The 16,648-nt window shown below is 69.0% G+C and carries 12 protein-coding genes; 9 read left to right on the top strand and 3 right to left on the bottom strand.

The window, feature by feature from the left end:
- Positions 1 to 44 precede the first annotated feature (44 nt).
- Positions 45 to 4,001 (bottom strand): type VII secretion protein EccCa, encoded by a 3,957-nt coding sequence (gene eccCa, locus ACFWJW_RS36905; RefSeq protein ID WP_387249571.1) that lies wholly within the window; start codon positions 3,999 to 4,001, stop codon positions 45 to 47.
- A gap of 254 nt (positions 4,002 to 4,255) precedes the next feature.
- Here eccCa and eccD point away from each other — a divergent pair, with 254 nt between their 5' ends.
- The 6 genes from eccD (at position 4,256) to ACFWJW_RS36875 (ending at position 11,311) form a co-directional block, all read left to right on the top strand.
- Positions 4,256 to 5,722 carry a type VII secretion integral membrane protein EccD gene (eccD, locus tag ACFWJW_RS36900; RefSeq protein WP_387249568.1) on the top strand — a complete coding sequence of 489 codons (1,467 nt, stop codon included), beginning with the start codon at positions 4,256 to 4,258 and terminating at the stop codon, positions 5,720 to 5,722.
- Positions 5,723 to 5,878: 156 nt separating this feature from the next.
- A complete protein-coding gene (gene rpsO, locus ACFWJW_RS36895) occupies positions 5,879 to 6,166 on the top strand; it encodes a 30S ribosomal protein S15 (RefSeq protein ID WP_006602744.1) in 288 nt (95 codons plus the stop codon).
- A gap of 297 nt (positions 6,167 to 6,463) precedes the next feature.
- Positions 6,464 to 8,683, top strand: coding sequence for a polyribonucleotide nucleotidyltransferase (locus ACFWJW_RS36890; protein ID WP_387249561.1), 2,220 nt, complete (start codon positions 6,464 to 6,466; stop codon positions 8,681 to 8,683).
- Positions 8,680 to 10,059 carry a M16 family metallopeptidase gene (locus ACFWJW_RS36885; RefSeq protein WP_387249558.1) on the top strand — a complete coding sequence of 460 codons (1,380 nt, stop codon included), beginning with the start codon at positions 8,680 to 8,682 and terminating at the stop codon, positions 10,057 to 10,059. The genes ACFWJW_RS36890 and ACFWJW_RS36885 overlap by 4 nt, the downstream gene beginning before the upstream one ends.
- Before the next feature lie 38 nt (positions 10,060 to 10,097).
- Positions 10,098 to 10,850 carry a 4-hydroxy-tetrahydrodipicolinate reductase gene (gene dapB / locus ACFWJW_RS36880; protein WP_387249555.1) on the top strand — a complete coding sequence of 251 codons (753 nt, stop codon included), beginning with the start codon at positions 10,098 to 10,100 and terminating at the stop codon, positions 10,848 to 10,850.
- Between the two features lie 5 nt (positions 10,851 to 10,855).
- Positions 10,856 to 11,311 (top strand): hypothetical protein, encoded by a 456-nt coding sequence (locus tag ACFWJW_RS36875; RefSeq protein ID WP_387249552.1) that lies wholly within the window; start codon positions 10,856 to 10,858, stop codon positions 11,309 to 11,311.
- Between the two features lie 85 nt (positions 11,312 to 11,396).
- Here the strand turns inward: ACFWJW_RS36875 and ACFWJW_RS36870 are convergent, their stop codons facing one another.
- Positions 11,397 to 11,948 (bottom strand): PH domain-containing protein, encoded by a 552-nt coding sequence (locus ACFWJW_RS36870; RefSeq protein WP_387249549.1) that lies wholly within the window; start codon positions 11,946 to 11,948, stop codon positions 11,397 to 11,399.
- Positions 11,949 to 12,049: 101 nt separating this feature from the next.
- Positions 12,050 to 12,286: a hypothetical protein gene (locus ACFWJW_RS36865; protein ID WP_387249545.1), complete on the bottom strand. Its 237-nt coding sequence runs from the start codon at positions 12,284 to 12,286 to the stop codon at positions 12,050 to 12,052.
- Positions 12,287 to 12,518: 232 nt separating this feature from the next.
- On the opposite strand from ACFWJW_RS36865, the gene thyX reads away from it, so the two are divergent.
- From thyX to ACFWJW_RS36850, 3 genes are all read left to right on the top strand, one after another.
- Positions 12,519 to 13,277: an FAD-dependent thymidylate synthase gene (gene thyX / locus ACFWJW_RS36860; protein WP_387249542.1), complete on the top strand. Its 759-nt coding sequence runs from the start codon at positions 12,519 to 12,521 to the stop codon at positions 13,275 to 13,277.
- A gap of 197 nt (positions 13,278 to 13,474) precedes the next feature.
- Positions 13,475 to 14,374 (top strand): 4-hydroxy-tetrahydrodipicolinate synthase, encoded by a 900-nt coding sequence (gene dapA, locus ACFWJW_RS36855; protein WP_251083968.1) that lies wholly within the window; start codon positions 13,475 to 13,477, stop codon positions 14,372 to 14,374.
- 114 nt (positions 14,375 to 14,488) lie between these two features.
- On the top strand, positions 14,489 to 16,174 hold the full coding sequence (locus ACFWJW_RS36850; protein WP_387249536.1) for a ribonuclease J: 1,686 nt from the start codon (positions 14,489 to 14,491) through the stop codon (positions 16,172 to 16,174).
- The last annotated feature ends 474 nt before the right edge of the window (positions 16,175 to 16,648 follow it).

The raw sequence follows: 16,648 nt of genomic DNA, 5'->3' as shown, positions 1-16,648 counted from the left end.
CCCCTCCTGAGAGGGACGCCCCACCGCCGTTTCGTCTCTGCCCGTCAGCGGCCGTTCGCCGGCAGCCAGCCCGTCTGGACCAGCTGCGCACCGCGCTTGCGCGTGATGAACGTGGCCCGGCCGGGCGTCAGGCTCTGCCCCTTGATGTTGCCCATCAGCGGGCCCTCGGCCGGATCGGCGGAGAGGATCAGACCCTGCGCACCGAGCTCCTTGGTGCGCTGCATCACCGGCTCGAAGGACGACCGTCCGGCACCCGACGAGCTGCGCGCGATGATCAGGCGCAGACCCAGGTCACGGGCGAACGGCAGGTACTCCAGCAGCGGCTGAAGCGGGTTGCCGCTGCTGGTCGCCACCAGGTCGTAGTCGTCCACGATCACGAACGCGTCCGGCAGGTCGTACCAGCTGCGGTTGCGCAGCTGCTCCGGGGTGACGTCCGGGCCCGGCATCCGCCGGCCCAGCGAACCGGCCAGACCGCTGATGACCTCCTGCAACTGCGGCCCCGCGGCGCAGTACTTGTACAGATGGCTCTCGGGGACCTCGCCGAGCAGCGCGCGGCGGTAGTCGGAGACCACCATCAGTGCCTTCTCGGACGGGTACCGCTCGGCGATCTGCTTGGTCAGCAGGCGCAGCAGCGACGACTTTCCGGACTCGCTCTCGCCGTAGATGACCAGCAGCGGGTCGGTCTCGAAGTCGATGAACGCCGGCGACAGCGTGGTCTCGTCGACACCGATCGCGATCCCGTGATCCGGGTAGTCGCTGCCCTTGGGCAGCTCGTTGACGTGCAGCATCGTCGGCAGCATCCGCACCGCGGGGGCGGGCTCGCCCTGCCAGTGCTCGCTGACCGTCGACACCAGGTTCGCGATGCCCTCGCTGAGCGTCTCCGGGTCGCTCATCCCGTCCAGCCGCGGCAGCGCCGCCAGGAAGTCGAGCTTCTCGGGGGACATACCGCGACCGGGCTTGCCCATCGGCACGTTCTCCGCGCGCTTGCGGTCGAACTCCGACTCCATCGGGTCACCCAGGCGCAGCTCCACGCGGTTGAGGAGCTGGTCGCGCAGCGCGGGGCGCACCTCGGTGTAGCGCGCACCGGCGATGATCAGGTGGACACCGAAACCGAGACCCCGGGCGGCGATGTCCAGGATCACCGGGTCCATCTGCTCGTAGTCGGTCTTGAACGTCGCCCAGCCGTCGATGACCAGGAAGACGTCGCCCCACTTCTGGTCGGGGTAGGCGCCCGAGGCCCGCCGCTGGCGGTAGGTCGCGATCGAGTCGATGCTGTTGGCCCGGAAGAACTCCTCGCGCTCGTTGAGGATGCCGACGACCTCGGAGACCGTACGGCGCACCTTCTCGGCGTCCAGACGCGAGGCGACACCACCGACGTGCGGCAGGCCCTCCATGGTCAGCATGCCGCCGCCACCGAAGTCGAGGCAGTAGAACTGCACCTCGGCCGGGGTGTGGGTGAGCGCGAACGAGGCGATGGCGGCCCGGATCAGCGTGGACTTACCGGACTGCGGACCACCCACGACCAGACCGTGACCGGCGCCCGCGGAGAAGTCCAGGTACATCACGTCACGCCGCTGCTCGAACGGCTTGTCCACCAGCGCGACCGGCACCACGAGCTTGCCGAGCGCGGTGTACTCCGGCGCGTGCACACCCCGTTCGGGCGTGACCGCGAGGGTCGGCAGCAGCTGGTTGACCGTGGGCGGCTCGTCCAGCGGCGGCAGCCACACCTGGTGCGCCGGCGGGCCCTGGCCCTGCATGCGCTGGACGATGACGTCGAGGACGGTGTCGGCGAGCGCGTCGTCCTGCTCCGGCTCGACGGGCTCGACCGGCGTGGGGTCCTCGATGATCTGCTCGACGACCGGGGCCGCGGTGAACGGCACCGGCAGCCGCCGGGTCCGGCTGCCGCCGGGGCCGCCGCCGGCACCGGGACCGCGGTACGGGCCCGAGACGTACGCGGCCTTGAACTGGACCATCGTCTCGGTGTCGTACTTGAGGATGCCGGAACCCGGGACGTTCGGCAGGTGGTAGGCGTCCGGTACACCGATCGCGGTCCGCGACTCGGCCGCGGAGAACGTCCGCAGACCCAGTCGGTAGGACAGGAAGGTGTCCAGGCCGCGCAGCTTGCCCTCTTCCAGGCGCTGCGAGGCGAGCAGCATGTGCACACCCATCGACCGGCCGATACGGCCGATCTGGATGAACATGTCGATGAAGTCGGGCTTGGCGGTCAGCAGCTCGGAGAACTCGTCGAGCACCATCACCAGCGACGGCAGCGGGTCCAGGGGCGCACCCGCGGCACGCGCCTTCTCGTAGTCCGTGATATTGGCGTAGTTGCCCGCCGAGCGCAGCAGCTCCTGACGGCGCTGGAGTTCACCGGTGATCGAGTCGCGCATGCGGTCGATCAGGGTGACGTCCTCACCGAGGTTGGTGATGACGGCCGCGACGTGCGGCATCTCGGACATACCGGTGAAGGTGGCGCCACCCTTGAAGTCCGCGAGGATGAAGTTGAGGGTCTCCGAGGAGTGGGTCACCGCGAGCGCGAGCACCAGGGTGCGCAGCACCTCGGACTTACCGGAACCGGTCGCACCGACACACAGGCCGTGCGGGCCCATGCCCTCCTGCGATGCCTCCTTGATGTCGAGCATGACGGGCTGGCCGTCCTTGTCGACACCGATCGGCACCCGCAGCCGCTCGTGCAGGGTCCGCGGCCGCCAGGTACGCGACACATCGACCGAACCGGCGTCACCGAGGTTCAGCAGATCGGTGAAGTCCAGGTTCGACAGCAGCGGTTCCTCACCGTCCGCGCCCGAACCCGCCCGCAGCGGGGCCAGCTGGCGCGCCAGCGCCTCCGACTCGGCGATCGACAGGGTGTCGCAGACACCGTGGTAGACGGCGCCGCTGGCCGACTCCAGCACCAGCTTGCCCGGCTGGACCTGGACGGCCAGACCGCCCCGGATCTCGTCCAGATCACCCGGTACGACCTCCAGGATGGTGACGCCCTGAAGACCCTCGGCCCCGGCGATCACCGAGTCCATCGGCACCTCGCCGCCGTCCAGCACGATCACCACATGCGGGGCGTCGGTCACCGGATTGCCCTGCGGGTTGAACCGGCCGCGGCCCTCCAGGTCGTCCGCCAGCAGCTCCTCGATCTCACCGAGGTCACCGACGACCAGCCGGCGCGACCCGGCGCCGTCCGTGGTCTTGTCCTGCACGTGCGGCAGCCACTTCGTCCACTCCCACTCCGCCTGCGCACCGGGCGCGGCGACGACGGCCACCACCAGGTCCTCGGGCGAGTGCAGGGTGCACAGCTGGGCGACGAGGGCGCGCGAGGCGCCGTAGACCGTGTCCGGGTCGCCGGAGACGGTCAGGTGGTAGAAGGCCCGCAGCGAGACGGCAAGCGGCAGGTTGTCCAAGTGCCCGTGCTTGTCGAGGAACTCCTTCATCGCATGCGCGGTGAGCGGTTCCAGCTCGTCGACCGGAGCGGTCTCCGGGGCCCGCAGGGGCGTGGCCAGCTGCTGCGGCCCGAGTCCCAGCCGTACCTGCCCGAAGTCCGGGTCGGACGACCGGCGTTCCCAGACGCGTTTGCCCTCGGCCACGATGGACCACAACTGGCTTGGGTCGGGGTGCGTGAACAGCTGTGCGTCCCGCTGCTTACGCGCGGTGCGCCGTACCTCTTTTCGCTTCTGCGTAAGGTACTTGAGGTAATCCTGGCGCTCTTGGAGCATTTGCCCGGAAGGCCCTTGGCGGGCCTTGACGATCTGCACGATCGCCATTGCCAGAGTGGACGCCACCATAAAGCCGCCCATGATTTTCATGAACGGCTGATTGCCCATGAACAAGAATCCCGCCGATGACGCCATGCCCATCATGGGCATAAGGGTCATCAGCATGTTCTCTGATTCACCCTCACGCGGCAGCTCCGGAGGTGCCTCGAGTGTCACCTCCTCCGAGGGGACTTGGGGTGGCAGCGCGCGGGGCGGGCGCTTGACGATGACAACGCTCACCGAGGCATCAGTCCTTCATGCATCTCGCAGTCTCGGACCGCCCCCGTTGGATTCGACGGTCCCCCGAGCCAAGTACTTGGCCCGACGCAGGCGTTGATCCTACTGTTAAGCGTCAAGTCTCGGGGTGGGTGGGGCGGCCGCCGAATTGGACGGTACGCTGACGCCTCGCGAGCGTGCCTCAGCCCCATAGTGACGGCTCCATATATACGGCGCGCGAAGCGACAAAACGCCCAACGGATAGGGGGAACCGCCAGGTGAGCACGAGCACTGGCACCGGCTTTTGCCGGGTCACAGTCGCCGCGCCGGATGCACGGATCGATGTGGCTCTGCCGGAAGACGTCGCACTCGTGGACATTTACCCGGAGATTCTGCGGCTCTCCGGTCAGTCCCAGGCGGAGGGCGCCCCGACCGGCTATCACCTTGTACGCCGCGACGGCACGGTACTTGACGCCGGGCAGTCGCTCGCGCAGCAGCAGATCCTCGACGGCGACCTCCTTCTCCTGAAGCCGTTCGCCGAGTCGCTGCCGCTCCCGGTCTTCGACGATGTCTCCGACGCCGTCGCCTCCGCGGTCAAGCGCAACCGCAGCCGCTGGAGCGACGACCTCATGCATGTCGTCGGCCTCTCCGCCGGTGTGCTGCTGCTCGTCATGATGGCGTTCGCGCTGTGGTTCTCGAACCCCCTGAACCGCGACATGCACCGCCTGCCCGGCATCATCGCCGGTGTCGTCGGCATCGTCCTGGTCGCGCTGGCCGGCGTCCGCGCCCGCGTCTACGACGACCACGGCTCCTCCATCGCACTGGGCCTGGCCTCGCTGCCGCATCTTCTGCTCGCCGGCTCCGGCATCTTCCCCGTCGACGAGGGCGCCGGCCCCGGCCGGCTGCACCTCCTCGTCGGCTGTGTGACCGTACTGATCGCCTCCGTGCTCCTGGTGGTCCTGCTGCCGCGCGGTGACGCACCCTTCGTCGCCGCCGCGTTCCTCTCCGCCATCGGCACCCTCGCGGTCTTCGCCGCGATCCTCACCGACGCCGCGCCCATCGAGGTCGCCGCCGTCACCGCCGTCGTCGCCATCGCGCTGGTCGCCTGGCTGCCCGGCCTCTCCGCCCGCTTCGCCAGGCTGCCGATCGGCTACAAGTCGCCCGACCAGATCGCCAAGGGCTCCTACGACAACAGCGGCGAGACCGAGTCCGTCGACTTCGTCAAGATCGGCAACCAGGCCAAGCGCGGACACGAGCTGCTGCTCGGCCTGGTCGCCGGCTGCGCCGCCCTGGTCGTCGGCTCGGCCGGTGCGGTCCTCGGCTTCTCCGACAACATGTGGGCCCAGCTGCTGGCGCTGGCCGCGGGCATCACGATCATGCTGCGCGCCCGGCTCTTCGACTACACCGCGCAGGTCGCCTGCCTGACCATCGCGGGCATCCTCACGATCGTCCTGCTGATCCTGGGCATCGCGCTGAATCCGCCCACGGAGATCTTCGTCGAGCTGGAGCGCTTCCAGGACGCCGGCCCGCTGAACATCCGCACGGTCTGGTTCTCCAGCAGCATCGCGGCGGGCGCCGCCCTCCTGGTGGGCGTCGGCCTGGTCGTCCCGCGCAAGGGCGTCACCCCCTTCTGGGGCCGGATCTTCGACCTCTTCGACGGCCTGGTCCTGCTGTCCCTGGTGCCGCTCTGCCTGGCGGTCCTGGACGTGTACGCCACGGTGCGCGGCCTCACCGGCAGCAGCTAGGCCGCTACTCACCGGCCTTTTCCGCGGCCCCCCGACCAGCCGGTCGGGGGGCCGTCGCCAGCTGGTACGCTGTGTGACGGTCCGGTCGAGTCATCCAAGATCCCCTGTGAAGCAAATCCAGGGGCGCTCACGGGCCGAAACCAAGAGGAGTACCGCGTGTCGCTCGACGCCGCTACGAAGAAGCAGATCATGGCCGAGTTCGCCACCAAGGAGGGTGACACCGGTTCCCCCGAGGTTCAGGTCGCGATGCTCTCCCGCCGTATCTCGGACCTGACCGAGCACCTCAAGACCCACAAGCACGACCACCACTCCCGCCGGGGCCTGCTGCTGCTGGTCGGCCAGCGCCGCCGCCTGCTCCAGTACCTGGCGAAGAAGGACATCACGCGCTTCCGTGCGCTGGTCGAGCGCCTGGGCATCCGCCGCGGCGCGGCGGGCGCCAAGTAAGACGCCGTAGAGGGAGCGGTTCCCACCCGGGGGCCGCTCCCTTTGCCATACGCACCGGACTCCGCCCCGCCGCGAGGTGGACGGAAGCTTTGTAGTCTGGTGCCATATCGCAAAACGCGAACGCGGTAGGAGCGCCACCTGGCCGCCGGTCCTCGGTAGTGGCCCCCGGACGATCCATGGAGACACTCCATGGCCCTCACTCCGGGTGCTTCGATCGAAGACCGGCCCGCACCGGCGCTCCACCGAAGACGGTCCCCTGCCACACGGGCAGCGGACACATACGAGGAGATATTCCTGGTGGAGAACGAGACCCACTACGCCGAAGCCGTGATCGACAACGGTTCCTTCGGCACCCGCACCATCCGCTTCGAGACGGGCCGCCTGGCCAAGCAGGCCGCCGGTTCCGCCGTGGCGTACCTGGACGACGACACCATGGTGCTGTCGGCCACCTCCGCTTCCAAGACCCCGAAGGACCAGCTGGACTTCTTCCCGCTGACCGTCGACGTCGAGGAGCGGATGTACGCAGCCGGGAAGATCCCCGGTTCCTTCTTCCGCCGTGAGGGCCGCCCCTCCGAGGACGCGATCCTCACCTGCCGCCTGATCGACCGCCCGCTGCGCCCCTCCTTCAAGAAGGGCCTGCGCAACGAGATCCAGATCGTCGAGACGGTCATGGCGCTCAACCCCGACCACCTCTACGACGTGGTCGCCATCAACGCCGCCTCCTGCTCCACGCAGCTGGCCGGCCTGCCCTTCTCCGGCCCGGTCGGCGGCACCCGTGTCGCGCTGATCAACGGCCAGTGGGTGGCGTTCCCGACCCACACCGAGCTCGAGGACGCCGTCTTCGACATGGTCGTGGCCGGCCGCGTCCTCCCGGACGGCGACGTCGCGATCATGATGGTCGAGGCCGAGGCCACCGAGAAGACCATCCAGCTGGTCAAGGACGGCGCCGAGGCCCCGACCGAAGAGGTCGTCGCCGCCGGTCTGGAAGCCGCCAAGCCCTTCATCAAGGTCCTGTGCAAGGCCCAGTCGGACCTCGCCGCCAAGGCCGCCAAGCCCGTCGGTGAGTTCCCGGTCTTCCTCGACTACCAGGACGACGTCCTGGAGGCGCTCACCGCCGCGGTCAAGGACGAGCTCTCCCAGGCGCTGACCATCGCCGGCAAGCAGGAGCGCGAGACCGAGCTGGACCGCGTCAAGGGCGTGGCCGCCGAGAAGCTGCTCCCGCAGTTCGAGGGCCGCGAGAAGGAGATCTCCGCCGCGTACCGTTCGCTGACCAAGAGCCTGGTCCGCGAGCGCGTCATCAAGGAGAAGAAGCGCATCGACGGCCGCGGCGTCACGGACATCCGTACGCTCGCCGCCGAGGTCGAGGCCATCCCGCGGGTGCACGGTTCCGCCCTGTTCGAGCGTGGCGAGACCCAGATCCTGGGCGTCACCACCCTCAACATGCTCCGCATGGAGCAGCAGCTGGACACCCTCTCCCCGGTGACCCGCAAGCGCTACATGCACAACTACAACTTCCCGCCGTACTCCGTCGGTGAGACCGGCCGCGTGGGCGCCCCCAAGCGCCGCGAGATCGGCCACGGTGCGCTCGCCGAGCGCGCCATCGTGCCGGTGCTGCCGACCCGCGAGGAGTTCCCCTACGCGATCCGCCAGGTCTCCGAGGCGCTGGGCTCCAACGGCTCGACGTCCATGGGCTCGGTCTGCGCCTCCACCATGTCGCTGCTGAACGCCGGTGTGCCCCTCAAGGCCCCGGTCGCCGGTATCGCCATGGGCCTGATCTCCCAGGAGATCGACGGCCAGACCCACTACGTCGCCCTCACCGACATCCTCGGTGCGGAGGACGCCTTCGGTGACATGGACTTCAAGGTCGCCGGCACCAAGCAGTTCGTCACCGCGCTCCAGCTCGACACCAAGCTCGACGGCATCCCCGCCTCGGTCCTGGCCGCCGCGCTGAAGCAGGCCCGTGACGCGCGTCTGCACATCCTGGACGTCATGAACGAGGCCATCGACGTTCCGGACGAGATGTCCCCGAACGCCCCGCGGATCATCACCGTCAAGATCCCGGTGGACAAGATCGGTGAGGTCATCGGCCCCAAGGGCAAGATGATCAACCAGATCCAGGAGGACACCGGCGCCGACATCACGATCGAGGACGACGGCACGATCTACATCGGTGCCGCCGACGGCCCGGCCGCCGAGGCCGCCCGCGCCACGATCAACGGCATCGCCAACCCGACCATGCCGGAGGTCGGCGAGCGCTACCTGGGCACGGTCGTCAAGACCACCACCTTCGGTGCGTTCGTCTCCCTGCTCCCGGGCAAGGACGGCCTGCTCCACATCTCGCAGATCCGCAAGCTCGCCGGTGGCAAGCGCGTGGAGAACGTCGAGGACGTGGTCGCGGTCGGCGCCAAGGTCCAGGTCGAGATCGCCGAGATCGACCAGCGCGGCAAGCTCTCCCTGATCCCCGTGATCGAGGAAGAGGATGCGGCCGAGGGCACGAAGGACGACGCCGCCAAGTGACGTCCCGTACGCACACGACGACGGCCCGCACCTCCACGGAGGGGCGGGCCGTCGCCCGTACCCAAACGCTTCTCAAGGGCACCGCGGGCGCCGGCACGGTCCGCCGGACCACCCTCCCGGGCGGTCTGCGCATCGTCACCGAGACGCTGCCGACGGTCCGCTCCGTCACCTTCGGGATCTGGGCGAACGTCGGCTCCCGGGACGAGACCCCGTCCCTGAACGGCGCCACGCACTACCTGGAGCACCTGCTCTTCAAGGGCACCGAGCGGCGCAGCGCGCTGGACATCTCCGCCGCCATCGACGCGGTCGGCGGCGAGATGAACGCCTTCACCGCGAAGGAGTACACCTGCTACTACGCGCGGGTGCTGGACACCGATCTGCCGCTCGCCATAGACGTGGTGTGCGACATGCTCACCGGCTCGCTGGTGGAGGCCGAGGACGTGGACGCCGAGCGCGGCGTCATCCTCGAAGAGATCGCGATGACCGAGGACGACCCGGGCGACTGTGTGCACGACCTGTTCGCGCACACCATGCTCGGTGACACCCCGCTCGGCCGCCCGGTCCTGGGCACCGTCGACACCGTCAACGCCCTCACCCCCGAGCGCATCCGCCGCTTCTACAAGAAGCACTACGACCCCACGCACCTCGTCGTCACGGCCGCCGGCAACATCGACCACGCCAAGGTCGTCCGCCTGGTCCGCCGCGCCTTCGAGCAGGCCGGGGCCCTGGACCGGACGGACGCCGTCCCGATGGCGCCGCGCTCCGGCAACCGCGCCATCCGCACCGCCGGCCAGGTCGAACTGCTCAACCGCAAGACCGAGCAGGCCCATGTGATCCTCGGGATGCCCGGGATGGCGCGCAACGACGACCGGCGCTGGGCGATGGGCGTGCTGAACACCGCCCTGGGCGGCGGGATGAGCTCCCGCCTCTTCCAGGAGGTCCGCGAGAAGCGCGGCCTGGCCTACAGCGTGTACTCCTACACCTCGGGCTTCGCCGACTGCGGGCTGTTCGGTGTCTACGCCGGCTGCCGCCCCAGCCAGGTGCAGGACGTCCTCAAGATCTGCCGCGACGAACTCGACCAGGTGGCGGCCCAGGGCCTCACCGACGACGAGATCCGCCGCGCGATCGGCCAGCTGCGCGGCTCGACCGTCCTCGGCCTGGAGGACACCGGCGCGCTGATGCACCGCATCGGCAAGAGCGAGCTGTGCTGGGGCGAGCAGATGTCGGTCGACGAGATGCTCGCCCGGATAGCGGCCGTCACCCCGGACGAGGTGCGCGAGGTGGCCCGGGACGTCCTGGGCAACCGTCCCTCGCTGTCCGTCATCGGCCCCCTGAAGGACCGGCAGGCGGCCCGGCTCGACGACGTCGTCGCCTAGGCCCCGCCGCGATACCACCAAGAGAGAGACGGGAAACGATGAGCAAGCTGCGCGTGGCCGTACTGGGAGCCCGGGGGCGCATCGGCTCCGAGGCCGTACGGGCCGTCGAGGCCGCCGAGGACATGGAGCTGGTCGCCGGGCTGGGCCGGGGCGACAAGCTGGAGACGCTGGTCGAGGCCGGCGCCCAGGTCGTGGTCGAGCTGACCAACCCCGGCGCGGTGATGGGCAACCTCGACTTCTGTGTGCGGCACGGGATTCACGCGGTGGTCGGGACGACCGGGTGGACCGACGAGCGCCTCGCGCAGCTGCGCACCTCGCTCGCCGCCTCGCCCGGGGCGGGCGTGCTCATCGCCCCGAACTTCTCCATCGGTGCGGTGCTGACCATGCGGTTCGCCCAGCAGGCGGCCCGGTTCTTCGAGTCGGTCGAGGTCGTCGAGCTGCACCACCCGAAGAAGGCGGACGCCCCGTCCGGCACCGCCGCCCGCACCGCCCAGCTGATCGCCAAGGCCCGTGAGGAGGCCGGCTGCGCCCCGCAGCCGGACGCCACCAACACCGCGCTGGACGGCGCCCGCGGCGCGGACGTGGACGGCGTCCCCGTGCACTCCGTACGGCTGCGCGGACTGCTGGCCCACCAGGAGGTGCTCTTCGGCGGCGAGGGCGAGACCCTCACCATCCGCCATGACTCCCTCCACCACAGCAGCTTCATGCCGGGCATCCTGCTCGGTGTGCGCCGGGTGGTGAACACTCCGGGCCTGACCGTGGGCCTGGAAAACTTCCTCGACCTGGGCTGACGGGTATGGGCGGAAAGATCACGTACTTCTTCCTCGCCACCGTGCTGATCCTGGTGTTCGGCGTGGTGGCGCTGGAGGGCGTCCTCCTCCTGCTGACCGGCGAGCCGGCGGCCATGGGCATGGGAGCGGTGGCCTTCCTGCTGCCGTGCATCGGCGGCTGGTTCCTCTGGCACAACACCCGCTTCGCCCGCGACGCCCACCGGCTGGCGCGGGTGCTGGAGGCCGAGGGCGCACTGCCCGCCGACGAGCTCCAGCGCACCCCCGGCGGCCGGATCGACCGGGACGCGGCCGACGCGGTCTTCGCCCGGCGGCAGGCCGAGACCGAGGAAGCGCCCGGCGACTGGCGTACGTGGTTCCGGCTCGCGGTGGCCTACCACGACGCCCGGGACACCCCGCGCGCCCGTAAGGCGATGCAGCGGGCCATCGCCCTGCACGACCACAAGGCCGCCCCGGCCGCCTGAGCTGTCGTACGGGTCGGGGCCGGCCGGTCCTGACCCATAGGCGCGCGGCGTCCGGCGGGCGCCACCACGGACGAGGACCGAAGGCTCAGCCGCGGTGTTCCGCCGCCCATGCCTCCAGGATGTCCGCGGCCTGCTCGAAGGCTTCCGGACGGGACAGGAAATCGCCGTTGCGGTCCGTGATCAGGGTCCGCAACGGCTCCCCCTGGGTCCGCTCGATGATCAGGGCCTGGCCCTGCACCGTCCGCGGCAGCCCCAGCCAGCGCACCGGCTGCTGGCGGGTGCGCACGGAGGCGATGGCGCTCCACGGCTCGGTCGCCGTACGCAGCAGATTCACCTGGCGCAGCCCCTGCGCGCTGACCCACACGCCGACGCGCAGCAGCCGTAGGGCGAGGGCGATCATCAGCGCCCCCACGGCCGCACAGGCCGCGGCGCCGGGCAGCGAGCCGGCCATCGCGATGATCATCGCGGAGAGCAGGACGAACGAGGCGAGCAGCAAAAGCACCGCCGCCGCCCCTACCCGCCACGGTCCGGGGCGGTAGGGACGGCGCCAGTGGTCGGGCTCGTCATGCGGCAGTGCGGCGGAATCCGCGGCACCGGTGTCGAGGTCGCGGTCGGCCGTCAGGAAGGGCAGGGGCACGGCTGATCCTCACTCATGGGCACGCTGTCGGAAGCTGTGACCGGTGAGGCTATCGGGACCGGCGGAGCGGAACCACTTTCCGGCACGCCCCGCCCGCCCGTTCAGCGATGCGCCTCGGACTGATGCACGTGGCTCGCCCCGGAACTGTCCTGCGACAGGGCGGGAACGCCGAACAGCAGGGCGCCGGCCAGGCCGCCCACGACTGTCAGCGTGATGAGAGACTGGCCGAGGAGCTGCGCGCGGGATGCGCGCTGCCGCGGCGGGGGAGTGACATTGCTGCGGAACCGGTCTGCCTCGGCAACGAAGGCGAACGGGACGGGCTCTCGCCGGCGGAACATGAGCGGGCTCTCCTAGGAACCTCGAAGTGGGCACTGTCACAGGGTTAGACGTCTGCGGAGTCCGGTTGGTGCCCGTTTTCCGAGACTTCTGTGAAAAATATCAACTGCCGCCCCGTGGGGTGCTAAAGAGTGCCCGTTTTGCGGCTAACGCGGCATCACGTCGCATTTCCTGAGCTGTCGGTGGCGGGTCGTAGGCTGGTCGCGCACGAGGAACGAATGGAAGGAACCGCCGGTGTCCCAGACCCCTGCCGAGAGCGCTGCGAGCCCCGATAGCGCAGCCGTCAGCTTCCGGAGCGAGGTGACGGTCGAGCTGGTCAAGCACAGCGCCGCGGACAGCGACGTGCTGTGGGCGGCCCGTGTCTCCACGGCCGGCGAGCAGTCCCTCGAAGAGCTCCAGAAGGACCCGGAGCGCTCCAAGGGCTTGATCAACTACCTCATGCGGGACCGGCACGGCAGCCCCTTCGAGCACAACTCCATGACGTTCTTCATCAGCGCGCCGATCTTCGTCTTCCGCGAGTTCATGCGGCACCGCGTCGGCTGGTCGTACAACGAGGAATCCGGCCGCTACCGCCGGCTCGACCCGGTCTTCTACGTCCCCGGTGCGTCCCGCAAGCTCGTCCAGCAGGGCCGCCCCGGCAAGTACGAATTCGTCGACGGCACCCAGGAGCAGCACGAGCTCACCGGCCGCGTCATGGAGGATTCCTACCGCCGGGCCTACGAGGCGTATCAGGAGATGCTGGCCGCCGGCGTCGCCCGTGAGGTCGCCCGCGCGGTGCTCCCCGTCGGCCTGTTCTCCTCGATGTACGCGACCTGCAATGCCCGCTCCCTGATGCACTTCCTGGGCCTGCGGACGCAGCACGAGCAGGCGAAGGTGCCGTCCTTCCCCCAGCGTGAGATCGAGATGGTCGGCGAGCAGATGGAGGCCCACTGGGCCAAGCTCATGCCGCTCACGTACGGCGCATTCAATGCGAATGGCCGGATCGCTCCGTAAGGCCCAGGCCGCGGGCCGGTTACCGGAGCGCGCAGGACAGACGTGCGAAGTGTCCGGATTGCGGCATTTTGAGAAGTTCATTTACGCTGAACAGACGGACCCGGCACTGCTTGAACCCCCGAGCAGGCAGTGCCGGTGTCCACATCCCTGCTCCCCAGAGGCGCATCCCGCGGTGAGCTACGAGTAGCGTGGGACCCATGGCTCCGACTTCCACACCGCAGACCCCCTTCGGGCGGGTGCTGACCGCCATGGTCACGCCATTCACGCCGGATGGCGCTCTCGATCTCGACGGCGCGCAGCGGCTCGCCGCCCATCTGGTGGACGCCGGCAATGACGGTCTCATCGTCAACGGCACCACCGGAGAGTCCCCGACCACCAGCGATGCGGAGAAAGCACAGCTGGTCCGCGCCGTGGTCGATGCGGTGGGCGACCGGGCCTTCGTCGTCGCCGGAGCCGGCACCAACGACACCCACCACAGCCTTGAGCTGGCCCGCGCCGCCCAGGACGCCGGCGCCCATGGCCTGCTCGCGGTGACCCCGTACTACAGCAAGCCCCCGCAGGAGGGCCTGCTCCGCCACTTCACGGCGATCGCGGACGCCACCGAGCTGCCGGTGATGCTCTACGACATCCCGGGCCGCAGCGGTGTCCCGATCAACACCGAGACCATGGTCCGGCTCGCCGAGCACCCCCGGATCGTCGCCAACAAGGACGCCAAGGGCGACCTCGGCCGTGCCAGCTGGGCCATCGCGCGCTCCGGCCTGGCCTGGTACAGCGGCGACGACATGCTGAACCTCCCGCTGCTCTCGGTCGGTGCCGTCGGCTTCGTCTCCGTGGTCGGCCACATCGTGACCCCCGAGCTGCGCGCCCTCCTGGACGCCCACCTCAACGGCGATGTCACCAAGGCCACCGAGATCCACCAGAAGCTGCTGCCCGTCTTCACCGGCATGTTCCGCACCCAGGGTGTCATCACGACCAAGGCCGCGCTCGGCCTCCAGGGCCTGCCGGCCGGTCCGCTGCGGCTGCCGCTCGTGGAGCTCTCCCCCGAGGAGACCGAGCAGCTGACGCGCGATCTCGCCGCCGGCGGGGTACAGCTCTGATCACAGACTTCATAACTGAATACGGACCAACAATCGCCCTACAGCAAGTGCACGAATGTCATGCGCGCCACGTGCCCTCGACGGCAGCGTGGCGCGTGTGGTGAGGAGAGTCTTTTGAGTCATCCGCATCCTGAGCTCGGCGCCCCGCCGAAGCTTCCCAAGGGTGGCCTGCGCGTCACCCCCCTCGGCGGCCTGGGTGAAATCGGCCGCAACATGACGGTCTTCGAATACGACGGCCGGCTGCTGATCGTCGACTGCGGAGTGCTCTTCCCCGAGGAGGAGCAGCCCGGAATCGACCTGATCCTTCCGGACTTCACGTCCATCAGGGACCGCCTCGACGACATCGACGGCATCGTGCTCACCCACGGGCACGAGGACCACATCGGTGGTGTCCCCTACCTCCTGCGCGAGAAGCCGGACATCCCCCTCATCGGCTCGAAGCTGACCCTCGCCCTCATCGAGGCCAAGCTTCAGGAGCACCGGATCCGCCCCTACACCCTTGAGGTGAAGGAAGGCCACACCGAGCGGATCGGCTCGTTCGACTGCGAGTTCGTCGCGGTCAACCACTCGATCCCGGACGCGCTGGCCGTCGCCATCCGCACCCCCGCGGGCATGGTCGTGCACACCGGCGACTTCAAGATGGACCAGCTCCCGCTGGACCGCCGGCTGACCGACCTCCCCGCCTTCGCGCGACTCGGCGAGGAAGGCATCGACCTTCTGCTCTCCGACTCCACGAACGCCGAGGTCCCGGGCTTCGTCCCACCCGAGCGGGACATCTCCAACGTCCTGCGCACGGTCTTCGCGAACGCCCAGAAGCGCATCATCGTCGCCAGCTTCGCCAGCCATGTGCACCGCATCCAGCAGATCCTGGACGCCGCCCATGAGTACGGCCGCCGGGTCGCCTTCGTCGGCCGCTCGATGGTCCGCAACATGGGTATCGCCCGTGAGCTGGGCTATCTGAAGGTCCCCGCCGGCCTGGTCGTCGACGTCAAGACGCTCGACGATCTCCCCGACGACGAGGTCGTGCTGGTCTGCACGGGCTCCCAGGGCGAGCCGATGGCCGCCCTCTCCCGGATGGCCAACCGCGACCACCAGATCCGGATCGTCCCGGGCGACACGGTGATCCTGGCCTCGTCCCTCATCCCGGGCAACGAGAACGCGGTCTACCGCGTGATCAACGGCCTCACCCGATGGGGTGCGGACGTGGTCCACAAGGGCAACGCCAAGGTCCATGTCTCGGGCCACGCCTCGGCCGGCGAGCTGCTGTACTTCTACAACATCTGCAAGCCGAAGAACCTGATGCCGGTGCACGGCGAATGGCGCCATCTGCGGGCCAACGCCGAGCTGGGCGCCCTGACCGGCGTACCGAAGGACCGGATCGTCATCGCCGAGGACGGTGTGGTGGTCGACCTGGTCGACGGCGTCGCCAAGATCGTCGGCAAGGTCAAGGCCGGCTATGTCTACGTCGACGGCCTCTCGGTCGGCGATGTCACCGAGGCCCACCTCAAGGACCGCCGGATCCTCGGCGACGAGGGCATCATCTCGGTCTATGTGGTCGTGGACAGCACCACCGGCAAGATCGTCGGCGGCCCGGACATCCACGCCCGTGGCTCGGGCATCGACGACGCCGCCTTCTCGGGCGTGATCCCCAAGATCGACGAGGCCCTGGCCAAGTCGGCACAGGACGGCATCACGGAGCCCCACCAGCTCCAGCAGCTGGTCCGCCGTACCGTCGGCAAGTGGGTGTCGGACAACTACCGCCGCCGCCCGATGATCCTCCCCGTGGTCGTCGAGGTCTGACGCACAGAGCCGTACGAACGTACTCAAGTCGGAGCGGGGCGCCAGGATTTGCATCCGGGCGCCCCGCTCCAGTACGTTTACGGCTCCGCCTGAACGGGAAGCGCCGCACGCCGTGCGTACGGAGCACCCCGGGAAGACCGGGCGGAATTCCGACCCAGAGCAATCTGATAAAGTCGGATCAGCCGAAAGGCACCCCCTCCGACGGGAAATCGGAACGAATTCGAAGCCGGAAACGGAACGAAATCGGATCTGGTAGAGTCGGAAACGCGAAGAAGCCGAAAGGCGGAAACGCATCGGCGAAAATCGGGCCCGCAAGGATCTGATAGAGTCGGAAACGCAAGACCGAAGGGAAGCGCCCGGAGGGCCTGGTGAAACAGGCGCAAAGGAAGCGTCCGTTCCTTGAGAACTCAACAGCGTGCCAAAAGTCAACGCCAGATATGTTGATACCCCGTCCACCGGAAACATTCCGGAGGA

Origin of the sequence: Streptomyces sp. NPDC127097, from assembly GCF_042724075.1 — a bacterium.
Taxonomy (GTDB): Bacteria; Actinomycetota; Actinomycetes; order Streptomycetales; family Streptomycetaceae; genus Streptomyces.
Note: the sequence above shows the minus strand (reverse complement) of the source record. Positions and strands in the feature narration are given on the sequence as shown.